Origin of the sequence: Methylotenera sp. (genome assembly GCF_030653755.1) — a bacterium.
Classification (GTDB): Bacteria; Pseudomonadota; Gammaproteobacteria; order Burkholderiales; family Methylophilaceae; genus Methylotenera.
Map to the genome: position 1 here is coordinate 104,487 of NZ_JAURYU010000045.1, position 26,914 is coordinate 131,400.

A 26,914-nucleotide genomic window follows, 5' to 3' on the forward strand; every position below is an offset into this window, starting at 1 on the left:
CATGAGCTACAAGCTATTCAAGAGCCTGTCATTTTTTGGCGCAATACTCGCACTCTGTGTTGTGGTGCTAGGGGCATACGTGCGGCTATCTGATGCGGGGCTTGGCTGTCCTGATTGGCCAGGATGCTATGGAACACTCACAGTTCCCCAAAGCGAGGCCGCCATCCAGCAGGCACAAGCTCTGCACCCAGACAGCCCAATTGAAACAGCTAAAGCATGGAAAGAAATGGCGCATCGCTACTTAGCTGGCACATTAGGATTATTAGTATTGGCAATATTTGTGTTGGGATGGCACAATAAAAACCAATTAAAAGTAGCACCTAGCCTCACTACCGCATTGCTCATCATCATCGTTTTTCAAGCACTATTGGGAATGTGGACGGTGACCATGCTATTAAAACCAGTGATAGTCAGCGCACATCTCATTGGCGGACTCACCACGCTAGGCCTGCTTACATGGATAGCGCATCGGCACAGCACTACACATCACCATCAATCATTACCTCCACTACTAAAACTAATGGTGCGTGGTGCAATATTCGTCCTGCTAGCACAAGTGCTACTAGGAGGATGGACTAGCACCAACTACGCAGCCCTGGCATGCACCGACTTTCCAACATGCCATGGTCGCTGGATGCCTGATATGGACTTCAACGATGCATTTCATCTAATCCGCGAGCTTGGGCAAAGTGCGAATGGTGGAAACTTAACGCTAAGCGCACTTACCGCCATCCAATGGACTCATCGAGTTGGTGCGCTCGTGACTTTTATTTATATTGCAACTCTTGTTTTCTTACTTTTTAAAGTAGTAACCTTCAGAAAAATAGCATTAGTGCTACTCACCCTATTAGTCGCGCAAATCGCAATCGGCATCGCTAATCTAATTCTGCAATTACCGTTAGTATTAGCCGTTTCTCATAACCTAGGTGCGGCATTACTGGTCATCACTATTATCGTTCTTAATTCCAAAATCACGGAGCATCAAAATGAGCACTCAAAAACTTAAAAGTGAGCTACACATGCACGTTAACCTCATGAACCAAATCAAAGTACTAGCTCCGCGATTAAAAAACTTCTTTCCGCTGTGCAAGCCTCGCGTCACTTCTCTGATTGTTTTCACCGCACTGATTGGTATGTTTTTAGCAACACCAAACATGGTACCGCTTCCATTACTGTTAGCCACCACACTTGGCATTGCATTTGCATCAGGCGCTGCTGCTGCATTTAACTGTTTAATCGAACACAAAATTGATGCCAACATGGCACGTACACGCGCACGCCCACTACCCACTGGCCAAGTATCTTCAAATGAAACTATGATATTCGCCACATTACTCGGCGGCACTGGCCTTGCAATTCTATATTTCTACGTGAACCCGCTTACTATGTGGCTAACCCTTGCTACGTTTGTAGGTTACGCCGTGATTTATACCATTTTCCTTAAACCTGCCACGCCAATGAACATCGTGATTGGCGGTGCATCGGGCGCTATGCCCCCGATCTTGGGTTGGGCAGCTGTCACCAACACAGTCTCACCTGAATCACTGATTATGTTTTTAATCATTTTTGCATGGACGCCTCCCCATTTTTGGGCGCTCGCATTGTATCGCCGAGAGGAGTATGCCAAAGTCGGCATGCCGATGCTACCTGTGACACACGGCGAGGCATTCACCTTACTGCACATCCTGCTTTACACTGTAATTTTGGTGGCAGTTTCACTGATGCCTTACGGTTTGGGCATGAGTGGCATGTTTTATTTAGTATCCGTCACTATATTAAATGCAATCTTCATGGCTTATGTCATCAAACTTTACTTACATTACTCAGATGATTTAGCAAAGCGCACTTTTAGGTACTCAATTATTTACTTAACACTATTATTTGCAGCTTTATTAATCGACCATTACTTACCACTTTGATTTCAAATACATGTACTGTAAAAATAATCTCTAAAATAATATTTAGATTGATTCTGAACCATATAAAAAGTCAGGTTTCAAATGTAAAATTAAAGATTACGTTGTATAATCCCGCGGTTAAAGCACGTGCATTATTGTTTAGAATTGAAACAGATGCTGGTATGACTGAGGCGCAACAATAAACCTCTACTCATCAATATGATTTAGTTTTATTTAAGGATGAAAGTAATGAGCACTAATAATGTAGAAACGTTTTACGACGACTACGTCATACGCAGATTTAGCGTAATGGCAGTAGTCTGGGGTGTGGTAGGGATGTTGCTGGGTGTTATTGTTGCAGCGCAACTTGCCTTCCCAGAATTAAACCTTGGTTTACCTTGGACAAGCTTTGGTCGCTTGCGTCCGTTGCATACAAATGCAGTGATTTTTGCATTCGGAGGCTGTGCATTATTTGCAACATCCTATTACGTAGTTCAACGTACCAGCCAAACTAAACTAGCGTTTCCATTGCTAGCACGCTACACCTTCTGGGGCTATCAAGCAGTGATTATTGCTGCAATAATTTCGCTTCCATTAGGCTACACGCAAGGTAAAGAATATGCAGAGCTAGAATGGCCTATAGACTTATTATTACTAGTCGTTTGGATCATGTACGCACTGGTTTTCTTTGGTACGATTGCTCAAAGAAAAATTAAACATATTTATGTTGCTAACTGGTTTTATGGCGCGTTCATCATCGTTGTGGCAATTTTGCATATTGTTAACAGTGCTGCAATTCCTGCAGAATGGATGAAATCATATTCAGCATACGCTGGTGTACAAGATGCAATGGTGCAATGGTGGTATGGTCACAATGCAGTTGGTTTCTTCTTAACAGCTGGTTTCTTAGGCATGATGTATTACTTCGTCCCTAAACAAGCAGAGCGTCCAATATATTCATATCGTCTATCGATTGTGCATTTCTGGGGTTTGATTTTCACTTACATGTGGGCAGGTTCACATCACTTGCACTACACAGCGCTACCAGACTGGACACAATCAGTAGGCATGGTGCTATCTTTAATACTATTAGCGCCAAGCTGGGGCGGTATGATTAATGGCATGATGACCATGTCAGGTGCATGGCATAAACTACGTGATGACCCTATCTTACGCTTCCTGATCGTTTCATTATCTTTCTACGGCATGAGTACGTTTGAAGGCCCAATGATGGCAATTAAAACGGTAAATGCGCTATCGCACTACACAGACTGGACAGTTGGTCACGTTCACTCAGGTGCTTTAGGTTGGGTTGGCTTCATTTCAATGGGTTCACTATACTTCTTAGTGCCTCGCTTATGGGGCGTAAAACAAATGTATAGCAAAAAAGCTATTGAGCTGCACTTCTGGTTAGCCACAATTGGTGTAGTGCTTTACATTACCGCAATGTGGATTTCAGGCGTTACGGCTGGTTTGATGTGGCGCGCGATGAACGATGATGGCACACTCACTTACACATTCGTTGAATCTGTTAAAGCAATGCACCCATTCTATGTAATCCGTATGATTGGTGGCTTGATGTATGTGAGCGGCATGATCATCATGTTGTGGAACGTCATCAAAACAGTGCAAATGGGGCAAGCAACTCGCGCCAGAATCCCTTCAACAGTTGTTCATGCTTAAGAGATCAAAAAATGTCAGATAAAGAACAAAAAGGCTTTACCCACGAAAAAATTGAAACCAACAGTTTTCTGATGGTAATTTTGATTCTAGTCGTGGTCTCATTTGGTGGCTTAGTTGAAATCGTGCCACTTTTCTTCCAAAAATCTACGACACAGCCTGTGGAAGGTTTAAAACCTTACACTGCGCTAGAGTTGGCTGGTCGAGACATTTATACACGTGAAGGTTGCTACAACTGTCACTCACAAATGATTCGTCCTTTTAAAGCTGAAACATTACGATACGGTCACTACTCTGTGGCTGGGGAGTTTGTTTACGACCGTCCATTCCAATGGGGTAGTAAACGTACTGGTCCAGATTTACACCGCGTAGGTGGCCGCTACAGTGATGAATGGCACCGTATTCACTTGATTAATCCACGTGACTTGGTACCAGAGTCTGTTATGCCAGCTTACCCATGGTTAGAAAAAAACCTTGTAGATGCTAAAAACATGCCAGCTCATATGCGTGCTTTAAAAATTGCTGGTGTTCCATATACTGATGAAGAAATCAAAAGTGCAGCAAATGACGTATACGGAAAAACAGAAATGGAAGCAATGATTGCCTACTTGCAAGTGCTGGGTACAGCACTTAAACAATAAGTAATTAATCATGGACATTATAGATTTACGCAGCATAGCCACAGTCGCAGCCCTAGTTACCTTTGTAGGCATCTGGGTCTGGGCTTGGTCTGGGCGGCATAAAAAAGACTTTGACGAAGCGGCAAAATTGCCGCTTGAGGGAGATGAAGAATGAGTGATTTTACAAGCGATTTCTGGCCGTACTTTATTTCGGCAATCGTGATTGGCGGTATCGTATTCTGTTTAACGATACTATTTATGACTAGCAAGTCACATGACCCAGCGCACACTGGTGAATCAACTGGCCATGTATATGACGAAGACATCGTCGAAATGAACAACCCAATGCCAAGATGGTGGATGTGGATGTTTATCATCACCTGTGTATTTGGTGTAGTCTACCTATTTCTTTATCCAGGCTTAGGTACTTACGCTGGTAAATTGGGCTGGACTCAAGTAAAGCAGTATGAGCAGGAAGTTAAAGAAACGAACGATCGCATCGCACCTATTTATGCAAAGTTTTCATCTATGTCAGGTGAAGAAGTTGCACAAGACCCTAAAGCGATGGCAATTGGCGAGCGTTTGTTTATGAACAACTGTTCACAATGTCACGGTTCTGATGCACACGGCAGCAGAGGCTTTCCAAACCTAACGGATAATGATTGGTTATATGGTGGTGCACATGAAACCATTAAAGAAACGATCACTAACGGCAGAAACGGTATGATGCCTCCAATGGCTGCAGCAGTAGGTAGCCCTGAAGATGTTAAAAACGTAGCGCACTACGTACTCAGCTTATCAAACAGCGAGCATGAGGCAAGTCGTGCCGCGTTAGGTAAAGAGAAGTTTGTAGCATGTGCAGCGTGCCATGGTCCAGACGGTAAAGGTAACCAAGCAATTGGTGCACCAAACTTAACTGACGACATATGGCTTCATGGCGCTGGTGAAGCAGCGATTATTCACCGCATCAATAACGGCTTAAACAACAAAATGCCAGCACAAGGTTCACGCCTGACACCTGAGCAAATTCATGTGCTAGCCGCTTACGTATGGCGCTTCTCTAATGTTAAATAGTCTAATGCTAAATAGTTTCATTTAGCGCTAAATATCTAACTTAACGCTACTGAACAAAAAGCATCTTAACGCCCACTATTTAGCTTATGCTAAAATAGTGGGCGTTTTTATTTTAGTCACAATTTTTAATCAAGTCTGAATAAAGTGTCCATCCAGAAAAGTAAATCAAAAAAAACGATTCCGATCGTCAATGATCCTGCGCAGCCTGTCACTAGATCACTTTACGAACCACATCAAAAAATCTACCCTCGCAACACTGCTGGTCTTTATAAAAACTGGCGCTGGGCTATGATTTGGATTACACAAATTGTGTTTTACGGTGTGCCTTGGTTACAATGGGGTGAGCGACAAGCTGTATTATTGGACATTAGTACCCACCGGTTTTATATTTTTGGTTTAGTACTATATCCGCAAGATCTCATTTACTTGGTGGTGATTTTAATCATCGCCGCGTTAGCTCTTTTCTTATTTACTGCTGTAGCAGGTCGACTTTGGTGCGGCTTTGCCTGCCCACAATCAGTCTACACAAAAATATTTTTATGGATTGAAAGACAAGTTGAAGGCGACCGCGCAGCGCGCCTTCGCTTAGACGCAAGTAAACTTAACCGGAACAAAGTATTCAAAAAAACACTGAAACACAGCCTTTGGATTAGCTTCTCCGTATGGACTGGCTTTACTTTCTTAGGATACTTCGCACCGATACGCGACCTGATGCAGAGCATTTTACAATTCCATTTAAGCCCTTGGGAAACCTTTTGGATTTGTTTTTATGGTTTTGCCACTTACGGTAACGCAGGGTTCCTGCGCGAACAAATCTGTAAACATATGTGCCCGTATGCGCGCTTTCAAAGTGCCATGTTTGACAATGACACGCTCATTGTGACTTACGATGAAGAGCGTGGTGAACCACGTAGTGGACGCTCACGCAAGGTAGATGCCAAACAAAGTGGCTTGGGAGACTGTATTGATTGCAACTTCTGTGTACAAGTATGTCCAACTGGTATTGATATCCGCAATGGATTGCAATATGAATGTATTAGCTGCGGCTTATGTGTGGATGCATGTAATAGCATTATGGACAAAATGGAATATCCTCGTGGCTTAATTCGTTTTTCTACTCAAAATGCGCTAACTAATCACTGGACACAAGAGCAAGTCGTGAAGAAAATTTTACGTCCTCGTGTGCTCATTTACACAGGTTTGCTCCTGCTCATGAGTGCAGGCTTGGTGTATTCACTAGTGACACGCATACCATTCAAGGTAGATATCATCCGTGATCGTGGTGTTATGTCACGACTAGTGTCAGGTGGAAAAGTTGAAAATGTCTATCAAATGCAAATCACCAACGCGTCTGAACAAGTTGAAACTTTCAAGATTTCAGTCTCTGGAATTGAGGGTTTATCACTAGCTTCGAGCAAAGAGTTTACAGTGAATGCGGCTGAATCCAGAATGGTGGCAGTCAGCTTACAAATTGCAGATGGCTCTATCAAAAGTGGCTCACATCCAGTAATCTTTGAAATTGTTGCAAATGATTCAAACGAACGTCTATTTGAGAAGTCTATTTTTTACATGTCACGCTAAAAGGTCAAGTAATGTCAATAAAGCAAACCAACTATCAAAAAGCTAAATGGTGGAAATCAGGTTATGCATGGCTAGTATTTGGCGGCCCAGCGATTGTGGTAGTCGCTAGCCTAACCACCGTTTATATAGCTGTAAATGGACAAGATCCATTATTAACACGTGATGAAAATGTAGGCACAAAAACTCAATCACTAACGGCTGAAGAGAAGAATGCGCTTGAACCAGCTATTCGTGCACGCAATCATGCCGCTACTGGCGTGAATAATCCATAAACCATGCAAACAGCGCTCATTTATAGCTCATTACTCATGGGCATTGCAGGTGGTCCACACTGTGTTGCCATGTGTGGCGCCGCATGTACTGCGCTGACGCAATCACCTCAAACACCTTACGCGATTTACCACTATCACATTGGTCGGCTCTGTGGCTATGCCTTGCTGGGGGCAATTGCAACTTTTGCCATCCAAAGTATTGCTTGGCTATCGAGCTATAGCAGTGTACTTCACCCGCTATGGACTTTTTTCCATGTGCTAATATTTTTCTGGGGTGTGCTATTGATTATTTATGCGCGCCAGCCAATTTGGGTGGATCGTGCAGGACGTAATATTTGGGGGCACGTAAAGAAACTGAGCACCAAACAAGGTGGCCATTTTTACATAGGCATGCTTTGGGCACTGATGCCGTGCGGCTTATTATATTCAGCGCTGATTATTGCTTCGTTTAACGGCAATCCTTTAGATGGCGCATTAAGTATGGCCGCTTTTGCTATAGGATCTAGCGTTTCTTTATTTTTAGCACCTTGGCTTTGGTTGAAGCTCAAAACAAAAACCATTGAGCCTTACGGCATGCGCTTAGCTGGCGTGTTACTCAGTGCTGCAAGCGCTTGGGCGATATGGATGGAGCTCACGCACAATACAAAAGTCTGGTGTGCCACATAGCACTAGGTGTTGCATTTTTCGCAACCAATAAAACTAGATAGCGACAGCCTTTAACCCCTCTGTTGACGTATTCCACATCAAGAATACCTGTTTATTTTTTTGTAGCAATATTGGGTAGTCAGCACTGGCTGTGGTATCTGCAATCACAGTGGGTGTTCCCCAACTTTTACCTTCATCATCAGATTTCATCAACCATATTTGACTCTTACCTGCATCTTTTTCACGCCAAACCAGCCAGACATTATCGCCAACTGCCGCTAAAGCTGGATGCCCTGCCTGTTTCTTCATATTCCCAAACTTTTTAGAGGGAGATGACACCCAAGCCTCGCCGTCCATGCGTGCATAATATAGCGTAGCCTTCTCGCCAGCTTCATCATTACCACCATCAAACCAAGCCATGTGATAACCCCACCAGCGCTCCCCCTCTCCCCCACTCGCAAGTGCTGCGCCATGATGAGGGCAGCCATCTATCTTCCAGCGGCCGAAAGTTGCACGTTTGGGCTGTGGCGTTGTTTGATTGCTTGGAATCTCTGCAATCATGTGATCGCGCTCACTGCCTTCGAACACATGCCGCCACATTGCAACGACTGTACCATCGGGTTTGTTGGTAAGTGCTATACGACAACACTCGCAACTACTATCTGCAAGTTTTTGCTCTAATGAAAAGCTTACGCCTTTATTTTCTGAAACAGCATAGTAAATTGCAGCACCCTCATAAGCTTGATTGGCTGCCTTAGCAGCAAACAAATCTCGCTTATCTACCCAAGTCACAGTAATTTTGCCATCTGCGCCGACATTTAATGAATCAAAGCGATGCGTAATTTCGTTACGGTCCTGATGCACGATATAAGGTGTTTCAAACGTTTTACCTGCATCGATTGAACGCGCAAACCATATATATCCAGCAAATGGTTTTTTAAGCGCCTCTGTCCATGTTAAATAAATATAGCCTTCTGGTGAAATAGCCACCTTAGGACGCGCTTCTCCATCTGCACCAATTTTATGTGGGATGTGATTAACATTTGTCGGTTTTGAGAAGGTTTGCCCAGCATCTACACTCTTACTGACCTGTAAGAACCCATCATGCACTAACGCGCGCCATAAATTACCCTGCGCATCAAAAGCTACACTTACCGCGACAGCTGAACTCTGTTGCTTGGTATGTTCTTCGTGGGCATTTAAAACAAACGCACAACAAAATAAACTTAATCCAAAAAAATATTTAATCATCAGTAATCAAATTTCAATTGCACATAAGCCGTGCGTTGTGGGTAAGGGTGAAATACATAAGATTTATAATTATTCAAATTATCTACGCCCAAACTAGCAGTATAGCCTTTAGCAAACTTGTAGTTAGTTTTAAAGTCTACGACAAAAAACTTACTTGCAGCGCCAAATGTACTGTCATTTACATCACTATTATCAAGTGCATTATATTGGCGACCACTATAACGAGCGGCTAAACTATACGTAAGATTATTCCCACTGCGGTAAGTGGCTACCGCTTTCAACATATTGCGCGGAATACGCGGTGGTTTATTGCCTATCGTATTGGGTGCAGCTTCATTACTTAACACCTCAGCCTCTGTAAAAGTAGCGCTTCCTTGAAAATCCAAACCATGGATTAATACATCCTGCCACTGTGTAGCCAACTCTAGTCCGCGTGTACGAATATGGTCTACATTCTGTACAAAACCACAAGCAGACCTTGTACAAACACCAGTATCGTAAGGAATTGCACTACCATTCGCAAGGCTTTGCGAAATAAGCGCATCGTATTTATTTTCACTAAACAAACTAGCTCTAATCAAGCCGCTATCGTAGCGTCGCTCAACTGTGAGCTCTGCTGCAATCACCTCTTCTGGTTTTAAATTTGGATTAGCTTCAACAAAATAAGCTGTAGCACCATTCTGCAATGGCTGAAACATTTCGCTTACTGTTGGGAAGCGATATGCTTGACCTAACGCTAAGCGATATCCCCAAGCTGGTTCAGGCTCAAAGCTGATGGAAATCTTAGGTGAGAATTTAGTTTCAGACTTATCTTTATAGTTTGCTGTTCGCAATACACTAGCAATTGTGGTTTTATTTTGGCCATCTTCAGCTTGCCAATGTTCTGCTCGCGCTCCCAAAGTGAGCGCCCATTTTGGGTTAATCTGCCATTTATCTTGCGCATAAATTGCATGGGTGACAGTTTCTCCACGTGCAGATGTATTTAAAGCCTCGTCATTGCCAGCTTTCCAGTCCGCAGTATTATGCGTATCACTTTTTAACGTGTATCGATCAACATGGTAGCCTAAATCAACAGTATGCTCATGTGGTCGTAAAGTAGCGCGTGCATCAAACACTGTCCAACCTGTTCCTGACAAGTCAGTGATGCGGCCAGTTCTTGTGATGTAAGGGTTACCTTGAGTCACCGTACCTGAAGCTATTGCATTAGCTGTGCTGTTTTTATCTTTTTGGTAGTCATAATCAGATAACGTTAATTGCCAATCAAAAAAGCCTTTCGTATTAGACTTAACATCCAGTGCCTGCATGACATGAAGTGACTCAGTTTCAGCAGGATTCATTCCCGAAACATCATAACGTTGACCATTAAAACTGACCCTACCGTTGTATACAGGATTTCCCGCAGCATCCTTAATATAACTCTCAACATCTGTTGTGCCTTTCATATCCCAAACTGCCAAGGTATAGGCTATCTTAAGTGCGGGATTGATGTCGTAAGCTGTCTTCAGCTTAATGTTAGTCTGTTTGTTGCTATCAATACTGTTTGCCCCAAAAATCACTCGATCTGCATTTGTCTCACTTTTATCCTGATATGCTCCAGTTACTACAGGGCTTGCTCCAGGTGCAGTAGATGAAAGATTAGCCGTTGAAAAATTCATCGGCTGCCCTTCATTTTCCAAATAATCAGCACCCAACCAAAATGAAAAGTCATTCACCTTGTTACCAAAAGAGGCAGTCAAGTGATTGCCTTGATAGTGCTCATCAGTGCCATAAAGTTTAAAGTCCTGTGCAAAAGACTGTGCACTTGCGTGTGCCTCAAACTTTTCTGGCATACGCGTGGCTATGCTCATCACACCACCAAACGAGTTACCAGCATACAGCGCAGAAAACGGCCCATACATCATGCTAATGCTTTCAATTTCCTCTGGGCTCACCATGCCCCAACGTGGTGGGAATGCGAAGGAGTTACCAAGTAAATTAGAAAGTAGTACACCATCCGCATACAGCAGACTTTGCGCACTGGATAAGGTACCAATCGTACGCGTCGCGATAATTCCGTTTCTGTCACCGATAAAACGCTCTCGTACTTGTATGCTAGGTAGATACTTCAAGGTTTGCGCAGGCGTTGCTGCGTTGATGTTCTCTTCAATCTGCTGTTTATCAAAAGTCTCTACAGTGGCTGGGTGCTTACTGATTCGACTATCAATCATCGATGCACGCACTTCAATGATCTCTAAGTCGATGGCTTCATTATGCTCTGCAAGTGATGTCATACTAAAACTGGCTGCAACGACTGTAAAAATAAGCTTTATTTGCATCCTATATCCATGATTTTATTAGTATTAATTATCCGTATAGCAATCCAAGATAACTGCCTCTTAGATATACTTTATCCCAATAGATAACGAGTATATTTTAGTTATTCAATATACGGAATGCGGCTAATTGTCGCAGGTAACATAGAAGCATCAGCGCGACAATTTGACGCAATGCAATTTATCAATCGGCACGTATAATAATCAAGGTATGAATACGCAATTACCTATTTTAGAAAATCCTACTCGCCGTAACCTACAGCGCTTATTTTTGTTGCGTAGCGTCATGATAGCCTTCATGCTAGCCGCAACATTAACCTTGTTTTACTTAAAAATCCCACTCCCCAACATGCCGATTGCCTTTGCAGTCGGCGGCATGTTGCTGCTCAACTTCATGACATTGCTGCGCCTTAAGAAATTTAGCAACGTCACAGACCAAGAGTTACTATTGCAACTCTTGGGTGATTTAGTAGCACTCACTGTGCTATTTTATTTTACTGGTGGCTACAGCAACCCTTTGGTATGGATGTATCTATTACCACTCACTGTTGCGGCAGTTGCATTAAAACGCGAATACGCATGGCTACTAGCAGCAATAGCCGTCAGTTGCTATTCAACCCTCGTGTTTTACTACGTACCGCTCTCACATTTACACATGCATTATTTGGCTGGAAAGTCGTTAGATATCCATTTGGTGGGCATGTGGCTAGGCTTTGTGGTGAGTGCTGGCATTATTGCTTTTTTTGTCACACGTATTGGGCAAAGCTTACGTGATTATGATCAAATCATGGCGTCGATTCGCGAAAAGTCACTAGAAAGTGAGCGCGCACTCTCACTAGGCACGTTGGCGGCCAGCGCAGCGCACGAACTGGGAACGCCCTTGGCTACCATGGCAATCATCAGCAAAGAGCTCGCGCAGGACCTTTTAAATCAACCTGAACAATTGCAACAGCTAGAAATCATCCGTACCCAAATCGGACGTTGTAAGGAAATATTATCCTCAATTACCCATAATGCGGGTCAAAGTCGTGCTGATGCTGGACAAGGTTTAACCCTCAATCAATTTTTACAAGAAGCAATTCAGCGCTGGCGTGATACGCGCCCTGCGACAGAACTCACAGTTGATTTAACCAACAGTAGCAGCGATCCATTAATATTTACTGATAGAACACTAAGCCAAGCCATACAAAACTTATTAGATAATGCAGCAGATGCCTCACCAGAACGCGTGTTATTCAATGCGAGCTGGAATGAGGATACTTTACAAATTCATATTAGAGATTTTGGGAATGGCCTCAGTGATGAAGTTAAAAAGCTGCTGGGCACCCCATTCTTTAGCTCAAAAAATGGGGATGGTATGGGCTTAGGGGTATATCTCACAGAGATTATTCTCGCAAAGTTCGGCGGCACGCTGACACTAAGCAATCACAATGAAGGCGGTGTGCTTACTGTCGTAAAATTACCGCTACAAAAATTACGTATCGAGCACTGAGGATGCAACAATGAGTGATTACAACACAGACATCAAAAATAGCGATGAGCATCCCACGCTATTACTCGTTGATGATGATGAAGCTTTTTTAAATGCACTTGCAGCCGCAATGCGTAAACGTGGTTTTCTAGTCACACTTGCCAATAGTGCAGAAGCCGCCATTGAGCTTGCTCAGTCAGACCCACCAGAGTTTGCAGTAGTTGACCTCAAAATGTCGGGCAATTCAGGCTTAGTATTAGTCAGGCAGCTCGCAAGCTTACAAGCTGGCACCAAAATTGTGATACTAACGGGCTATGCCAGCATCGCTACCGCAATTGAAGCCATTAAGTTGGGGGCAACTCACTACTTGGCAAAACCTGTGGATGCGGATGAAATTGTTGCTGCATTTGCCAAACAATCTGGCAATGAAGAGATTGAGCTATCCCACAATCCATTATCAGTAGATCGTTTAGAGTGGGAGCATATTCAACGCGTATTAGTGGAGAATGATGGCAACATCTCGGCCACAGCACGTAGCCTTAACATGCACAGACGCACGCTACAAAGAAAATTAGGTAAAAAACCTAGCATCAATCCAATCATCATTTAATGCCTATAACTCGGCACTAAAGACTATAAATGTCTATTGACCTAATCGTCGCTAAACCGCTCCTCTTTCCACGGGTCTGCTTCGTTGTGATAGCCACGCACCTCCCAAAAGCCAGGGCGATCATGCTCATGTAATTCAATTGCTTTCAGCCATTTAGCACCTTTCCATGCGTAACGCTTAGGCACAATGATGCGAACAGGCCCGCCATGTGCTGACGTTAAGGGTGCGCCTAACACACTGTGTGCAATGATCACGTCATCATCCAACAACGCATCTAAGGGTAAATTAGTGGTGTAGCCATCATAGCCATGCAAGGTAACATACTTTGCGGTTTGCTGTGGCTCAGCCATAGCAATAAGCTCACGTGCTGGCACGCCCTGCCAATCCATGTCCAGTTGGCTCCAGCGTGTAACACAGTGAAAATCTGAAACCTCAGTGACTTGTGTCATTGCCTGAAATTGAGCCCAATTTATTTTAAGCTCTTTCTCCACTAAACCATAAATACGGAGACTCCAATTTTCTGTCGTCACATCAGGGCGAATGCCTAAATCCAAGGTCGGAAAGTTCTTAACCTCTGTTTGCCCAGCAGGAATACGCATATTTGCATTAGTTTTACCTGGCTTTGTGCCACGTTTTGCTAATGCAATTTTTCCCTCTATGAGCTTCTTCCAGTCTGGCATAAGTGATTCCAAAATTAACTTCTAAAAATGAACCCCTAAAGACTTACGATACTTTCGACTTCTTAAAACTATCAACAAGCAACAATCCAACACCAACACAGATTGCGCTATCGGCCACATTAAATGCTGGCCAATAGAGTTGGTCAATGTGAAAGAATAAAAAGTCCACCACATAACCCAAGCTCAGCCGATCATACAAATTACCAATTGCACCACCTAGCACTAAGGCTAAACCTAAGCTAAATAGTTTTTCATGATGGTGTTTTTTAATCAGATAACTAATCACAATGACCGCAATCGTGGTGACTGCCGTAAAAAACCATTTTTGCCAACCGCCAGCATCCGCTAAAAAGCTAAATGCAGCACCTTCATTATGAAAACGCACTAAATCAAAAAAGCGAGTGATTGTTAAATGCTCACCGTACACGAAAGCATTTTGAATCAAATGCTTAGTGTACAAATCTAGCGCGGCCACAATGGCACTGATCACAAACCATTTACGCATGTGAGCGTGCCTCACCTTTACCAAACAAATTGCTGACACAACGCCCGCAAATGTGTGGATGTGCCGCATCAGCACCCACGTCTGCGCGGTAATGCCAGCAACGGTCACATTTAGTATGTGCACTTGGTGCCACTTGCACTTCTAATGCACCAGCACGCTGATGCAAGGTAGCGCGTGACGTAATCAACACAAAACGTAAGTCATCATTAAGTCGGTTTAATGCCTCAAAAGTTGCACCATCTGCATAAATGTCTAACTCTGACTGCAAGGATGAACCAACCAGTCCAGCAGCACGTTTTTCTTCTATTGCTTTATTTGCCAAGGCGCGGACTTCAAGCACGGTTTGCCAAGATTGAATATCTACATCACTCAAACCATGTGCTGGCAAACTATACCAAAGCTCTTCAAATACCGTTTTATCTGCATCAAGGCCTAGCGTTTCCCAAATTTCATTAGCAGTGAAGCTTAAAATGGGCGCCATTAAACGCATCATGGTATGGGTAATATGATGCAAAGTACTTTGTGCAACACGACGTGCGTGTGACGCCTCACCCGTGGTATACAAGCGGTCTTTAAGAATATCTAAGTAGAATCCGCCCAAGTCTTCAGAACAGAAACCAACAAACTTCTGTACCGCTAAGTGGAACTCATAGCGATCATAGTCGGCCAAAATCTCTGTTTGCAGCTTGTCTGTTAAATGTAAGGCATAACGGTCTATTTCTAACCATTCATTGACAGGCAATAAATCTTTAGAGGCATCAAAGTCAGCCAAGTTCGCTAATAAGAAACGTAAGGTGTTACGAATACGTCGATAACTTTCCGCAACACGTTTTAAGATTTCATCTGAAATGGTGAGCTCACCTGAATAGTCAGTCGAAGCAACCCATAAACGTAAAATATCAGCGCCATAAGTATCCATCACTTTTTGTGGCGCAACGACATTACCTTTAGACTTACTCATTTTGTGACCGCTACCATCCACCACAAAACCATGGGTTAACAATGCTTTATAAGGCGCATGGCCATCAATTGCACACCCTGTTAGTAAGCTAGATTGGAACCAGCCTCGATGCTGGTCTGAACCTTCTAAATACAAATCAGCAGGGAAAGCCAACTCAGGACGGCGCTTAAGCACCGCAGCATGTGTGCTACCAGAGTCAAACCATACATCCAAGGTGTCTGTTACCTTCTTATACTGCTCAGCGCTCTCAGGCGCATGCTGTGCCAAGAAAGCCGCACCATCCAAACTAAACCAAGCCTCTACACCCGTTTTTTCTGTCAGTAAGGCTGCCTGCTCTAACAGCTCCGATGTTTTTGGATGCGGCTCGCCTGTTTCCTTATGCACGAACAATGGCATCGGCACACCCCAGTTACGCTGACGTGAAACACACCAGTCAGGACGATTTTTAATCATGGCTTCTAAACGAGCACGACCCCAACTTGGGAAAAACTCAGTCTCATCCACGGCTTTATTGGCATGCTCACGCAACGCTTTACCATTGATGTCCTGTGCATTCATCCCAATAAACCATTGGTGTGTTGCCAATTGCATTAATGGTGTTTTATGACGCCAGCAATGTGGGAAGCTATGGTTTAAACGCGCGCTCGCAAGTAAGTGGCCACTCTCCTGCATTTTTGCCAAAATTACTTTGTTAGCATCCTGTCTGGTCAACCCACGAATTGCCTCAAACTCAACCAATTCACTCGCAAAAAACTTACCATCGCCACCCATTAACACTCTTGGTTTTTGTTCTGGGAAGTTAGCACGCATGACCAACCAGTCATCATTACCATGTGCAGCGGCGGTATGAACTAAGCCAGTACCAGCATCAATTGTTACATGGTCACCAGTGATAATTGGAACTTGGCGACTATCGAACGGATGTTGAAGTACAACACCTTTAAGATTAACACCTGCTTCGACATGCTGGATTGTGTAACCGAAGTTAAACAGGTCTTCACCAGACGCTTTTCCAAGTCGAACAAGAAAACTATCCATTAAATCTTCACAAACGATAAATACCTTATTTGCGTAAATACCTTTGTCAATCCTAATAAAAACATAATTAAGTTCAGCGTTAACACTAACAGCCTGATTAGCAGGCAAAGTCCATGGCGTGGTTGTCCAGATTACAGCATAAACATCGCCCTCAAAATACCTATCGAAAGCTAATTTACTAACCACTTTAAAACCCACATCAATCGCTGGTGAGTTCACATCTTCATACTCAACCTCAGCTTCAGCCAAGGCCGAGCCGCAATCCACACACCAATGTACAGGCTTACTGCCCTGATATAGATATCCATTTTTATAAATATCACCCAAAGCACGCATAATGTCAGCTTCAGTTTGGTAATCCATCGTTAAATAAGGATTATCCCAATCGGCCTGCACACCTAAGCGGATAAAATCTTTCTTTTGCTTTTCTACCTGCTCAGCGGCATACGCACGACACAGTTCACGAAATTTAGCAGGATCTATATTTTTACCGTGATTTTTTTCAACTACCAACTCAATCGGCAAACCGTGGCAATCCCAGCCTGGCACGTATGGTGCATCAAAGCCTGAAAACGTTTTAGATTTAACAATAATGTCTTTTAAGATTTTATTAACAGCATGGCCAATGTGAATATCGCCATTGGCATAAGGAGGGCCATCATGCAGTATGAATTTTTTCGCACCTTTGCGTGCCTTACGGATGCTCTCATAGAGCTTTTTATCCTGCCATGCCTTCAACCATGCAGGCTCACGCTTCGCCAAGTCACCACGCATCGGGAAGGTAGTCTCAGGTAGATTTAATTGATACTTACTTTGCTCTTTATTATCTTCAGTCATTTAAAATCTCAACACATTTCATTTTGATTATTTCGGCCTATCCAGTGATCTACTATTTAGTGATTTACTATTCAGCTAATAGTAACTGGTTACGTTGGCCGTGAAGCTGGAATACCAGCTCCAAAAAAAATTCTTGCCAATTTTACATCATTTGCAATTTGCGCTTTCAACGCATCCAAGCTTTCAAACTTCATTTCATCACGTATTTTATGCAAAAACTCCACATGCACATGCTTGCCATACAAGTCCTGATTAAAATCAAGCACATGCACTTCCAACGATAGCTTAGGCACGCCAGCAATCGTTGGTCGCACCCCTAAATTCGCAACAGCATTCAAACCATCTAATTTTACCGCATATACCCCTTTTAACGCAGGTCGTTCGTGACGCATAAGAACATTCGCCGTTGGAAAGCCAAGCTGCCTACCACGCTTTGCACCATGCACGACCTTGCCACTAATGCTATAACCTCGACCTAACAGCTGTGCCGCCTCATCCAAGCGTCCATCAGCCAGTGCGGTGCGCACACGCGTGCTAGACACCCGAACATCGGCCAAACTCACCTGCGGCAAACTCACAAGGTTAAAGCCTTCTGCAATAAAATCACGCACAGAACCAGCACGTTTCTCCCCAAAGCGAAAATCTTCACCCACCAAAATTGCTTGAGCATTAATGGAATGACGTAACATATCGCGCATAAAAGCCTCAGCCGTTACCGTCGCAAAACGCTGGTTAAATCGACAGATATATACCCGTTCAACATCAGCCTGTGCAAAGTACTCTAGCTTTTCTCGCAAAGAACAAAGCCTAGCTGGCGCACTTTCTGGTGAAAAAAACTCTCGTGGGTGAGGCTCAAAAGTCATCACCGCTGCTTCTAAGTTACAATTTTGTGCTGTCTGCTTAAGTTGTGCCAATAATGTCTGATGCCCCAAATGCATGCCATCAAAGTTACCTATTGCTAATGCACATGGTTGTTGCAGCGTAGCTGGTATATGTCTAAAAACCTGCACTATCGATTCACCCTACGCATATAATCCTTAGGCCTAAAACCTAGCAACAAGAGCATCGCAAAATAACTCACTGCGCCTAACACCACTAAACCACTAAGATAACTCAAGCGCTGCATTAAACCAAAATCTAACCATAGAGCCGTATTACCCATCGCAAAAAATAACACCACACCCATCACACTTAAAGCTATCAATAATTTAAACAAAAACAACAACCAACCTGATTGTGGATGAAATATCTGCGCCTTGCGCAAATGGTGATATAACAAAGCAGCATTAAGACATGCGGCCACCCCAATTGCCAACGCTAACCCAACATGTTGCATATCCAGCACAAAAACAAAAAACAGATTCATCACCTGTGTCATCACCAAAGTGAATACCGCTATTTTGACTGGCGTTTTAATATTTTGCCGCGCATAGAAGCCTGGTGCCAAAATCTTAACCAAAATCAAGCCTAGCAAGCCCACACTATAGGCAATCAAAGCCTGCTGAGTCATTAAAACATCTAGTGGTGTGAACTTACCGTAATTAAACAAGGTAGCAACCAAAGGCGTTGCTAGCACAGCAAGTGCAACTGCGGCGGGCGCCGCCAAAATAAAGGTTAGCCTTAACCCCCAGTCTAGCAATTGGGAATACTCACCATCATCCTTACCCGCATAAGCTTTAGATAAACTAGGCAACAATATCGTACCTAGCGCAACACCCAACACACCTGTAGGGAACTCCATCAAGCGGTCTGCATAATAGAGCCAACTAACACTACCAGTATCTAAAAATGAGGCGAATATCGTATTAAGAATCAGTGAAATCTGCGCCACAGACACCCCAAGCACGGCAGGCCCCATTAACTTCAGTATGCGCCAAACACCTTCGTCATCTGACTTAAAATCAAACTTAGGCAACAACCCAATCTGCCTTAAAAATGGAATTTGAAACGCCAACTGCAAAGCGCCCCCAATAAACACTGCCCACGCCAACACTTTAATTGGCGCTTCAAAATAAGGCGCAACGAACAATATGGCAACAATCATAGAAACGTTAAGCCATACTGGGGTAAACGCTGGAATGCCAAATTTATTATAGGTGTTCAATACACCGCCAGCCATGGATACTAACGATATAAAGAAAATATATGGGAAAGTAATACGCAACAATTCAGTGGTCAGTTGCATTTTTTCCGCATCACCTCTAAAACCAGGCGCAACTAAACTCACAATCCAAGGTGCCGCCAACATCCCAAGAATGGTGACCACCACTAGAATCAACCCTAACCAAGTTGCCACCCGACTAACAAGATGATGCGTTTCATCAAAGCCGCGTTGACTTTTGTATTCGGATAAAATAGGCACAAACGCCTGGCTGAATGCGCCTTCAGCGGATATTCTTCGTAATAAATTTGGGATTTTAAACGCAACAATAAAGGCGTCACTCAACATGCCAGCACCAAATACACGCGCAATAAGCGTATCGCGGACAAATCCTAAAATACGCGAAACAAAAGTCATGCTGCCGACTTTAGCCAGCGCGTTGAGTAAATTCATGCTTTATCGTTATAATGTAGAGGTGAAAAGTTTAGTATTAACAACATATTGCGTAATTTTAACACGCCAATAGTCACTAGGTATTATTTACAAACATATTTGCAACATTTTAACTTGCAATATATTTATAAAATAGCTATGATTATGGGCTTCGAATTTTGAATAGCTTTTTAGGAAAAACAGATGGCAAATACCGCACAAGCAAGAAAACGTGCTCGTCAAGCAGTTAAGCAACGTGCTCACAATGCAAGCTTGCGTTCTACTTTGCGCACAGCAATTAAAAAAATCATTAAAGCTGTAGAAGCTGGCGACAAAGCCGCTGCTACTGCTGCATACAGCGAGAATGTAAGCGTCATTGACCGCATTGCGGACAAAAACATCATTCACAAAAACAAAGCCTCACGTCATAAAAGCCGCTTAAACGCTGCAATTAAAGCAATGGCATAATTAAACGCTTAAGTGTTAACTCACTTAAGTAGTGATTAAATTAATAGAAAAGCCGAACAAATGTTCGGCTTTTCTATTTGAGCTTTGTATTTTCTGTTACAACAGCAATAATTCCACCTAAAAAGGTGTTAACAGCATATTTGCGTCTAATTGTAATAGATTAACCGATAACACCCAAACAACTTAAAAAGAGAAATCACTCACAAACTGTTCAAGTTAACCCTCTTGGTGAAAATTAATTAAGCAATATTGTTCACCACATATCCATAAAAAATGGCACTGATTTCAAAAATCAGTGCCATTCATTAGAATTAAGCCTGCAATAAAATTAATTACCTATATTTAACTCAGATCGCACTTGCAGAGCCAACTTAATGGCGTCATCACGACTTGTATTCAACACAGTAAAATGCCCCATTTTTCTACCAGCACGCGCTTCGTTTTTACCGTAAAGGTGCATCTTCAATGTTGGCATAGCAAAGGCTGCTTGCCAAGCAGGCTCTGCTTGTCCTGTCACTTTATCTTCTGGCCAAATATCACCCAACAAATTCACCATTACCGCAGGGCTATGCTGACGACTACTGCCTAAGGGAAGACCCGTCATCACGCGCACTTGTTGCTCAAACTGGTTAGTAATACACGCATCTAGCGTATAGTGGCCTGAGTTATGCGGTCTAGGTGCTATCTCATTAACGAGCAATTCACCATCACACACAAAAAACTCCACACCTAAAACGCCAGTGTACTGCAATTTTTCTGCGACGCTAATAGCAAGCTTTTGCGCTTGATGATTAACAGCATCACTACCTCGAGCTGGCACAATTGATATGTCCAAAATACCATTCAGATGACTATTTTCTGCGGTAGGAAAAGTTGCCACATGCCCATTTGCATCACGAGCTAGCACTACAGAAACTTCGTAATCTAATTTCAGCATTTTTTCCAACACGCATTCTTCTTGCGAGAACGCTGAAAAAGCTGCTTTTGCCTCGCTCAAGTTAGCAACACGCGCTTGGCCTTTACCATCGTAACCAAATCTTGCTACCTTAAGTATGGCAGGATAAATTTCACTATCATCTGCAGGCAAATCTGACTCAGCATTAATGACCGCGTAAGGTGCAACTGGCAACCCTGCATTTTTAATAAAATTCTTTTCACTTACGCGGTGCTGTGCAATAGCGACTGCTTCAGCAGATGGGAGAACAGGCACAGACTTCGCCAAAGTACTCAATGTAGTAGCAGGCACATTTTCAAACTCGGTTGTGATTGCTTGGCAAGTTTCCGCCATTTGTGCCAGAGCAGCTTCATCATCATATTTAGCGCAAATATGCACATCTGCGATTTGACCAGCAGGACTATTTTCATCTGGGTCTAATACTGTAACTTTATAGCCCATTTCATGCGCTGCAATCACAAAAAAACGGCCTAATTGGCCGCCGCCCAACATACCCAGCATCGCTGGCGGAAGAATCATGGTAGATTGACTCATGGTTTGTCGCTTAACTCCATGTTAAATACTTTTTCTGTTTGTTTAGTACGAAATTCTGCCAGTTTATTAACCAGCGTAGCATCTTGATTCGCCAGTATAGAAACGGCAAATAAACCCGCGTTAGCAGCACCCGCATCGCCAATAGCAAAAGTCGCCACTGGAATACCCTTTGGCATCTGCACTATAGACAACAATGAATCTTGGCCTTGCAAATGCTTAGATGGCACAGGCACACCTAAAACGGGCAAAGTTGTTTTAGCAGCCACCATTCCAGGCAAGTGTGCAGCACCTCCAGCCCCAGCAATAATTACTTGAATGCCTTTGCTTGCCGCAGTTTCTGCAAACTCAAACATCAAGTCAGGTGTACGATGCGCAGAAACCACTTTCGCTTCGTAAGCCACCCCAAAATCGGCAAGCATTTGTGCTGCATTTTTCATTACTGGCCAGTCACTATCTGAACCCATAATAATGGCTACCAATGGTTGATTATTTGCCACATGCATTCCTTTATGTAATCTGTATTAAAACTAAAGTCTCAATTAAAACTTACGATTTATTTTACAACTGCCTCAGCCTGCCTTAACAACACAAGGTTATCGCGATGAATCAACTCAGACTCATCCACATAACCTAATATTGATTCAATCTGTTGACTGGGCTTACGCATCACTCTGGCAGTTTCACTCGCAGAATAGTTCACTAAGCCACGCGCAACCTCATTACCATCAGTATCAACACACGCAACAACGTCACCACGCTCAAAGTAGCCCTCAACGGCAGTCACGCCAATAGGTAACAAGCTCTTACCCTCAGCCACCAACACACGCACTGCGCCAGCATCCAACACCACTTTGCCAGTTGTGCGTAAATGGTCAGCAAGCCACTGCTTACGTGCCGCTATTTTCATTTGCGTAGCTTCAAGGTGCGTACCAATTGCTTCACCAGTACTGAGGCGTACTAATACATTACTTTCACGCCCTGAAGCAATCACAGTATGTGCTCCACTACGTGCTGCACGCTTTGCTGCAAGAATTTTGGTTAACATACCACCAGTACCAACACTACTACCTGCCCCACCCGCCATCTGCTCTAAAGCTAAATCGCCAGCGGTTGCATGTTGAACGAATTGGGCATTTGGATCTTTACGTGGGTCAGCCGAATACAAGCCTTGTTGATCAGTTAAAATCACCAAGACATCCGCCTCGATTAAATTAGCCACCAACGAACCCAAAGTATCGTTATCGCCAAAGCGGATTTCATCTGTTACAACAGTGTCATTCTCATTAATAATTGGAATCACTTTTAAATCTAGCAAGGTACGCAACGTGGTGCGCGCATTTAGGTACCTTTTTCTATCAGCCAAATCATCATGTGTAAGCAACACTTGTGCTGTATGGAGTTGATGCCGGCTAAAGCAACTTTCATACATTTGCACCAGCCCCATTTGCCCCACAGCAGCCGCGGCTTGTAACTCATTCACAGCAACCGGTCGTTTTTTCCAACCTAGCCGTTGCATTCCCTCAGCCACAGCCCCGCTTGAAACCAACACCACCTGTTTACCCTGTTGCACCAGCGTAGCAATTTGCGATGCCCACTCTGCAATTGCAATACGATCTAAACCATCACCATTATTCGTAACGAGGCTTGAACCTACCTTTACAACAATGACTTTTGCATCCGATACCAGAGAGTTAAATTCAGGCGACTTCATTCCCAGCTTCTTTATCGTTACTCACATTTTCTGCAACATTACGATTAGGCTCAATCACCTCTTCATCATGTTTTTTATTGTCTTCGATATGCTGCATGATGGCGTAGGTAAGCTCCTTGCAACCAATGCCACTGATTGCAGAAATAGCAAATACACGACCATCCCATCCATAAGCCTTCACAAAGTCTTCTACAACTTGTTTAGCGTCTGGCAACATATCAATCTTATTTAATACTAACCAGCGCGGTTTATTATAAAGCGCCTCGTCATACTTTCTAAGCTCTTCCACAATCGCTTTTGCTTCATGAACTGGATCAACAGCCTCATCAAATGGGGCAATATCAACTAGATGCAGCAATAATGAAGTGCGCTGCAAATGACGTAAGAACTGATGACCTAAACCAGCACCTTCTGCTGCGCCTTCAATAATGCCTGGAATATCAGCAATCACAAAACTGCGTTCAGCATCTACACGCACCACGCCTAAATTAGGATGTAATGTCGTAAATGGATAATCTGCCACTTTAGGTTTAGCCGCAGAAACAGAACGAATAAACGTAGACTTACCAGCATTAGGCATACCCAGCAAGCCAACGTCGGCTAGCACTTTAAGCTCTAGATAAAGCTCAAACTCTTCACCTGGATCGCCTTTAGTACACTGACGCGGTGCACGATTCAAACTAGACTTAAAGTGCACATTGCCCAAGCCACCCTTACCGCCTGTGGCCATTTGTGCACGTTGCCCATGCTCACTTAAATCCACTAACATTTGTTCGCTAGACTTATCTGAAATCACCGTACCTACTGGCACACGTAAAATCATATCTTCGCCTTTAGCGCCATAACACTCAGCACTACGGCCATTTTCTCCGCGTTGCGCTCTAAAGCTGCGCGTATAACGATAATCAACCAAAGTATTGATGTTGCGGTCAGCCTCAATAATGATAGAACCACCGCGACCACCATCTCCGCCGCTTGGCCCACCCATAGGCTCGTATTTTTCACGACGAAACGTAGCTACGCCGTTACCGCCGTCACCCGCATAAATTTTAATAGTTGCTTCGTCAATAAATTTCATAATACCCAGAGTATCTTATCAGTTCATGTAATTATCGCGCAGGATTCTGTTTTGTAGGAGATTTTTATGAAAAGTAATCGATCAGAGGATGACAAATCCACAAAAAATCTCAACCCAACACAAAACTAGCAAGAACGCATGAATTGATAAAACGTTCTGCCAGCGCGAACCAAATAAAAAAGCCCTATCAAACGACAGGGCTTCTTAAATTAGCGTAAAAAAACTAAGCTGGAATAATATTCACAGTTTTACGTTTTAATGCACCTTTAATTGTAAAGCTCACTTTACCGTCTGCTTTAGCGTACAAAGTATGATCTTTACCCATACCTACGTTTTCACCAGCGTGCATTCTAGTACCACGTTGACGCACGATAATGCTACCAGCTGAAACAAATTGCTCACCGAATGCTTTAACGCCTAAACGTTGGGCTTGTGAGTCGCGACCGTTACGTGAACTACCGCCTGCTTTTTTGTGTGCCATGATTTAATCCTTAACTTAACGATAACTGCTTATTTAGCAGCAATTGCTTCAATTTTAATTTCTGTAAAACTTTGGCGATGGCCTTGTGTTTTACGGTAGTGCTTACGACGGCGGAATTTAAAAATCATTACCTTGTCGCCACGGCCGTGTGAAAGAACCGTTGCTTTAACAGTAGCACCTTTAATAATTGGCGAACCAATTGTTGTGTTATCACCGTCAGAAACCATAAGAATTTGATCTAGCGTCACTGTGCCGCCAACTTCAACTTCTAGCTTCTCAACTTTTAATCTTTCGCCTTGAATTACGCGATATTGTTTACCACCAGTTTTGATCACTGCATACATGATTATGCCTTTAACTCATACTTCAAAAGAATCGCGCATTATACGCAATTTATCCTGTAAAGCAAACCTTAATCTAATCAAATCAATAAAAATGTTAGATTAAATTTTATTAGGAAAATTGCCGTCAATTTATTCGTACTAAACTAGTAATGCGCAGCTACATATTTGGCCGCGTTCCAACCGAAAGCGTCATCAAAACGCTAACAACAGATCGAGTTGCGTCAGCACTAACCTCAACAGCTTTAACCCAGGTAAAGTCGGCAACAGTTTAAAACCAAAGATACTATTATATATGATGAACAAGCCTAAAAAACCATGTCATGGAAAATCTTGGATTTAAATAGGCTGTGATAAAATCCAATTTCATTTTATAGGTTATATTAATGTGACTCCAAGTATCATTCAATCTTGCATAGATAACGATATGCGTATGGTCGATAAGACTATCCGCCAATCACTACATTCCGAAGTTACGCTGGTTAACCAGGTAGCTGAGTACATCATCAACAGCGGCGGAAAAAGACTGCGCCCCATGTTAGTGCTGCTGTCCGCAGGATTATTTGGCAAAATTCAGGCACATCACCATCAATTAGCCGCAGTCGTTGAATTTATTCATACCGCTACACTGCTACATGATGATGTCGTTGATGAATCATCAAAACGTAGAGGTCAAAGCACAGCTAATGCACTATTTGGAAACGCTGCAAGCGTGCTAGTCGGTGACTTTGTGTACTCCCGAGCATTTCAAATGATGGTTTCAGTGCAAAACATGCGTGTAATGGAAGTATTAAGCAACGCAACCAACGTGATTGCTGAAGGCGAGGTACTGCAACTGCTCAACGTGAATAATGCAGATATTTCTGATGAAGCTTACTTACAAGTGATTCATTATAAAACCGCCAAACTTTTTGAAGCAGCAACAAGACTTGGCGCCATTATCAGCCAAGCCAGCGAAAAAGACGAAGCCGCACTCACCGCTTACGGCATGCACCTAGGCACTGCCTTTCAGTTAATAGATGACATTCTTGACTTAAGCGGCAACAGCGAAGATATTGGCAAAAACCTAGGGGACGACCTTGCCGAGGGGAAACCTACACTGCCACTGTTATACGCAATGCGCAACAGCAATACAGAACAAAGCGCACTGATTCGTAATGCGATTGAACAAGGCGGACTCGAACACTTACCTCAAGTCATTGAAATAGTGAAAAATTCAGGCGCACTAGACCATGTGAGGAAAATTGCAGAAGTTGAGTCTGCACAATGCTGCGCAGCGATTGCTCACTTTCCCGACTCTAAGTTCAAACAGGCATTAATCGAACTTGCAGACTTTGCAGTAAAAAGAAATTTTTAGTCACACCGTTTAATTAACCTT

The 26,914-nt window shown here is 43.2% G+C and carries 26 protein-coding genes; 13 read left to right on the forward strand and 13 right to left on the reverse strand.

The genetic code is table 11. The annotated features are described in order from the left end of the window. Position 1 precedes the first annotated feature (1 nt). The 9 genes from Q7U33_RS08545 to Q7U33_RS08585 all read left to right on the forward strand — a co-directional run bounded on the left by Q7U33_RS08545 (position 2) and on the right by Q7U33_RS08585 (position 7,791). A complete protein-coding gene (locus Q7U33_RS08545; RefSeq protein WP_304859752.1) occupies positions 2–1,006 on the forward strand; it encodes a heme A synthase in 1,005 nt (334 codons plus the stop codon). 13 nt (positions 1,007–1,019) lie between these two features. Then, positions 1,020–1,919 carry a heme o synthase gene (cyoE, locus tag Q7U33_RS08550; RefSeq protein WP_304860201.1) on the forward strand — a complete coding sequence of 300 codons (900 nt, stop codon included), beginning with the start codon at positions 1,020–1,022 and terminating at the stop codon, positions 1,917–1,919. A gap of 228 nt (positions 1,920–2,147) precedes the next feature. Then, on the forward strand, positions 2,148–3,581 hold the full coding sequence (gene ccoN / locus Q7U33_RS08555; RefSeq protein WP_304859753.1) for a cytochrome-c oxidase, cbb3-type subunit I: 1,434 nt from the start codon (positions 2,148–2,150) through the stop codon (positions 3,579–3,581). A gap of 11 nt (positions 3,582–3,592) precedes the next feature. After that, positions 3,593–4,219 carry a cytochrome-c oxidase, cbb3-type subunit II gene (ccoO, locus tag Q7U33_RS08560; RefSeq protein WP_304859755.1) on the forward strand — a complete coding sequence of 209 codons (627 nt, stop codon included), beginning with the start codon at positions 3,593–3,595 and terminating at the stop codon, positions 4,217–4,219. Between the two features lie 10 nt (positions 4,220–4,229). Then, positions 4,230–4,373 (forward strand): CcoQ/FixQ family Cbb3-type cytochrome c oxidase assembly chaperone, encoded by a 144-nt coding sequence (locus tag Q7U33_RS08565; RefSeq protein ID WP_304859757.1) that lies wholly within the window; start codon positions 4,230–4,232, stop codon positions 4,371–4,373. Beyond that, positions 4,370–5,272 carry a cytochrome-c oxidase, cbb3-type subunit III gene (gene ccoP / locus Q7U33_RS08570; RefSeq protein ID WP_304859760.1) on the forward strand — a complete coding sequence of 301 codons (903 nt, stop codon included), beginning with the start codon at positions 4,370–4,372 and terminating at the stop codon, positions 5,270–5,272. The genes Q7U33_RS08565 and ccoP overlap by 4 nt, the downstream gene beginning before the upstream one ends. Positions 5,273–5,416: 144 nt before the next feature. Beyond that, positions 5,417–6,853, forward strand: coding sequence for a cytochrome c oxidase accessory protein CcoG (ccoG, locus tag Q7U33_RS08575; RefSeq protein WP_304859762.1), 1,437 nt, complete (start codon positions 5,417–5,419; stop codon positions 6,851–6,853). An 11-nt stretch (positions 6,854–6,864) separates the two neighbouring features. Further along, positions 6,865–7,125 (forward strand): hypothetical protein, encoded by a 261-nt coding sequence (locus Q7U33_RS08580; protein WP_304859764.1) that lies wholly within the window; start codon positions 6,865–6,867, stop codon positions 7,123–7,125. Positions 7,126–7,128: 3 nt separating this feature from the next. Further along, the gene (locus tag Q7U33_RS08585; protein WP_304859766.1) at positions 7,129–7,791 is read left to right on the forward strand and encodes a sulfite exporter TauE/SafE family protein; all 663 of its coding nucleotides are present in this window, start codon (positions 7,129–7,131) and stop codon (positions 7,789–7,791) included. A 33-nt stretch (positions 7,792–7,824) separates the two neighbouring features. Here Q7U33_RS08585 and Q7U33_RS08590 read toward each other — a convergent pair whose 3' ends face one another. Both Q7U33_RS08590 and Q7U33_RS08595 read right to left on the reverse strand, forming a co-directional pair. After that, complete coding sequence (locus tag Q7U33_RS08590) at positions 7,825–9,021, reverse strand: sialidase family protein (RefSeq protein ID WP_304859768.1); 1,197 nt, start codon at positions 9,019–9,021, stop codon at positions 7,825–7,827. Beyond that, entirely contained in the window at positions 9,021–11,336 is a 2,316-nt protein-coding gene (locus Q7U33_RS08595) for a TonB-dependent receptor (RefSeq protein WP_304859770.1), read from the reverse strand. The genes Q7U33_RS08590 and Q7U33_RS08595 overlap by 1 nt, the downstream gene beginning before the upstream one ends. Positions 11,337–11,544: 208 nt before the next feature. Here Q7U33_RS08595 and Q7U33_RS08600 point away from each other — a divergent pair, with 208 nt between their 5' ends. Together Q7U33_RS08600 and Q7U33_RS08605 are read left to right on the forward strand one after the other, a co-directional pair. After that, positions 11,545–12,825: an ATP-binding protein gene (locus tag Q7U33_RS08600; protein WP_304859772.1), complete on the forward strand. Its 1,281-nt coding sequence runs from the start codon at positions 11,545–11,547 to the stop codon at positions 12,823–12,825. 10 nt (positions 12,826–12,835) lie between these two features. After that, positions 12,836–13,414: a response regulator transcription factor gene (locus Q7U33_RS08605; RefSeq protein ID WP_304859774.1), complete on the forward strand. Its 579-nt coding sequence runs from the start codon at positions 12,836–12,838 to the stop codon at positions 13,412–13,414. 41 nt (positions 13,415–13,455) lie between these two features. Here Q7U33_RS08605 and Q7U33_RS08610 read toward each other — a convergent pair whose 3' ends face one another. The 5 genes from Q7U33_RS08610 to murJ form a co-directional block, all read right to left on the reverse strand. Then, positions 13,456–14,106, reverse strand: coding sequence for a molybdopterin-dependent oxidoreductase (locus Q7U33_RS08610; protein ID WP_304859777.1), 651 nt, complete (start codon positions 14,104–14,106; stop codon positions 13,456–13,458). Between the two features lie 31 nt (positions 14,107–14,137). Next, positions 14,138–14,599 carry a signal peptidase II gene (lspA, locus tag Q7U33_RS08615; protein WP_304859779.1) on the reverse strand — a complete coding sequence of 154 codons (462 nt, stop codon included), beginning with the start codon at positions 14,597–14,599 and terminating at the stop codon, positions 14,138–14,140. After that, positions 14,592–17,435 (reverse strand): isoleucine--tRNA ligase, encoded by a 2,844-nt coding sequence (gene ileS / locus Q7U33_RS08620; protein WP_304859781.1) that lies wholly within the window; start codon positions 17,433–17,435, stop codon positions 14,592–14,594. Before ileS ends, lspA begins: the two co-directional genes overlap by 8 nt. 89 nt (positions 17,436–17,524) lie before the next feature. Next, complete coding sequence (locus Q7U33_RS08625; protein WP_304859783.1) at positions 17,525–18,445, reverse strand: bifunctional riboflavin kinase/FAD synthetase; 921 nt, start codon at positions 18,443–18,445, stop codon at positions 17,525–17,527. Beyond that, on the reverse strand, positions 18,445–19,989 hold the full coding sequence (murJ, locus tag Q7U33_RS08630; RefSeq protein WP_304859785.1) for a murein biosynthesis integral membrane protein MurJ: 1,545 nt from the start codon (positions 19,987–19,989) through the stop codon (positions 18,445–18,447). Before murJ ends, Q7U33_RS08625 begins: the two co-directional genes overlap by 1 nt. A gap of 183 nt (positions 19,990–20,172) precedes the next feature. Here murJ and rpsT point away from each other — a divergent pair, with 183 nt between their 5' ends. Then, positions 20,173–20,436: a 30S ribosomal protein S20 gene (gene rpsT, locus Q7U33_RS08635; RefSeq protein WP_015831476.1), complete on the forward strand. Its 264-nt coding sequence runs from the start codon at positions 20,173–20,175 to the stop codon at positions 20,434–20,436. 328 nt (positions 20,437–20,764) lie between these two features. On the opposite strand, the gene Q7U33_RS08640 is transcribed toward rpsT, so the two are convergent. The 6 genes from Q7U33_RS08640 to rplU form a co-directional block, all read right to left on the reverse strand. Further along, positions 20,765–21,925, reverse strand: a complete 1,161-nt coding sequence (locus tag Q7U33_RS08640; RefSeq protein ID WP_304859788.1) for a 5-(carboxyamino)imidazole ribonucleotide synthase — start codon at positions 21,923–21,925, stop codon at positions 20,765–20,767. Next, positions 21,922–22,428, reverse strand: a complete 507-nt coding sequence (gene purE / locus Q7U33_RS08645; protein ID WP_304859790.1) for a 5-(carboxyamino)imidazole ribonucleotide mutase — start codon at positions 22,426–22,428, stop codon at positions 21,922–21,924. The genes Q7U33_RS08640 and purE overlap by 4 nt, the downstream gene beginning before the upstream one ends. A 50-nt stretch (positions 22,429–22,478) precedes the next feature. Beyond that, complete coding sequence (proB, locus tag Q7U33_RS08650; RefSeq protein WP_304859792.1) at positions 22,479–23,636, reverse strand: glutamate 5-kinase; 1,158 nt, start codon at positions 23,634–23,636, stop codon at positions 22,479–22,481. Next, positions 23,623–24,714: an Obg family GTPase CgtA gene (cgtA, locus tag Q7U33_RS08655; protein WP_304859794.1), complete on the reverse strand. Its 1,092-nt coding sequence runs from the start codon at positions 24,712–24,714 to the stop codon at positions 23,623–23,625. The genes proB and cgtA overlap by 14 nt, the downstream gene beginning before the upstream one ends. A gap of 223 nt (positions 24,715–24,937) precedes the next feature. Continuing rightward, on the reverse strand, positions 24,938–25,195 hold the full coding sequence (gene rpmA / locus Q7U33_RS08660; RefSeq protein ID WP_015831469.1) for a 50S ribosomal protein L27: 258 nt from the start codon (positions 25,193–25,195) through the stop codon (positions 24,938–24,940). Between the two features lie 29 nt (positions 25,196–25,224). After that, positions 25,225–25,539, reverse strand: a complete 315-nt coding sequence (gene rplU, locus Q7U33_RS08665; protein WP_304859796.1) for a 50S ribosomal protein L21 — start codon at positions 25,537–25,539, stop codon at positions 25,225–25,227. A gap of 385 nt (positions 25,540–25,924) precedes the next feature. On the opposite strand from rplU, the gene ispB reads away from it, so the two are divergent. Further along, the gene (ispB, locus tag Q7U33_RS08670) at positions 25,925–26,893 is read left to right on the forward strand and encodes an octaprenyl diphosphate synthase (RefSeq protein ID WP_304859798.1); all 969 of its coding nucleotides are present in this window, start codon (positions 25,925–25,927) and stop codon (positions 26,891–26,893) included. Positions 26,894–26,914 lie beyond the last annotated feature (21 nt).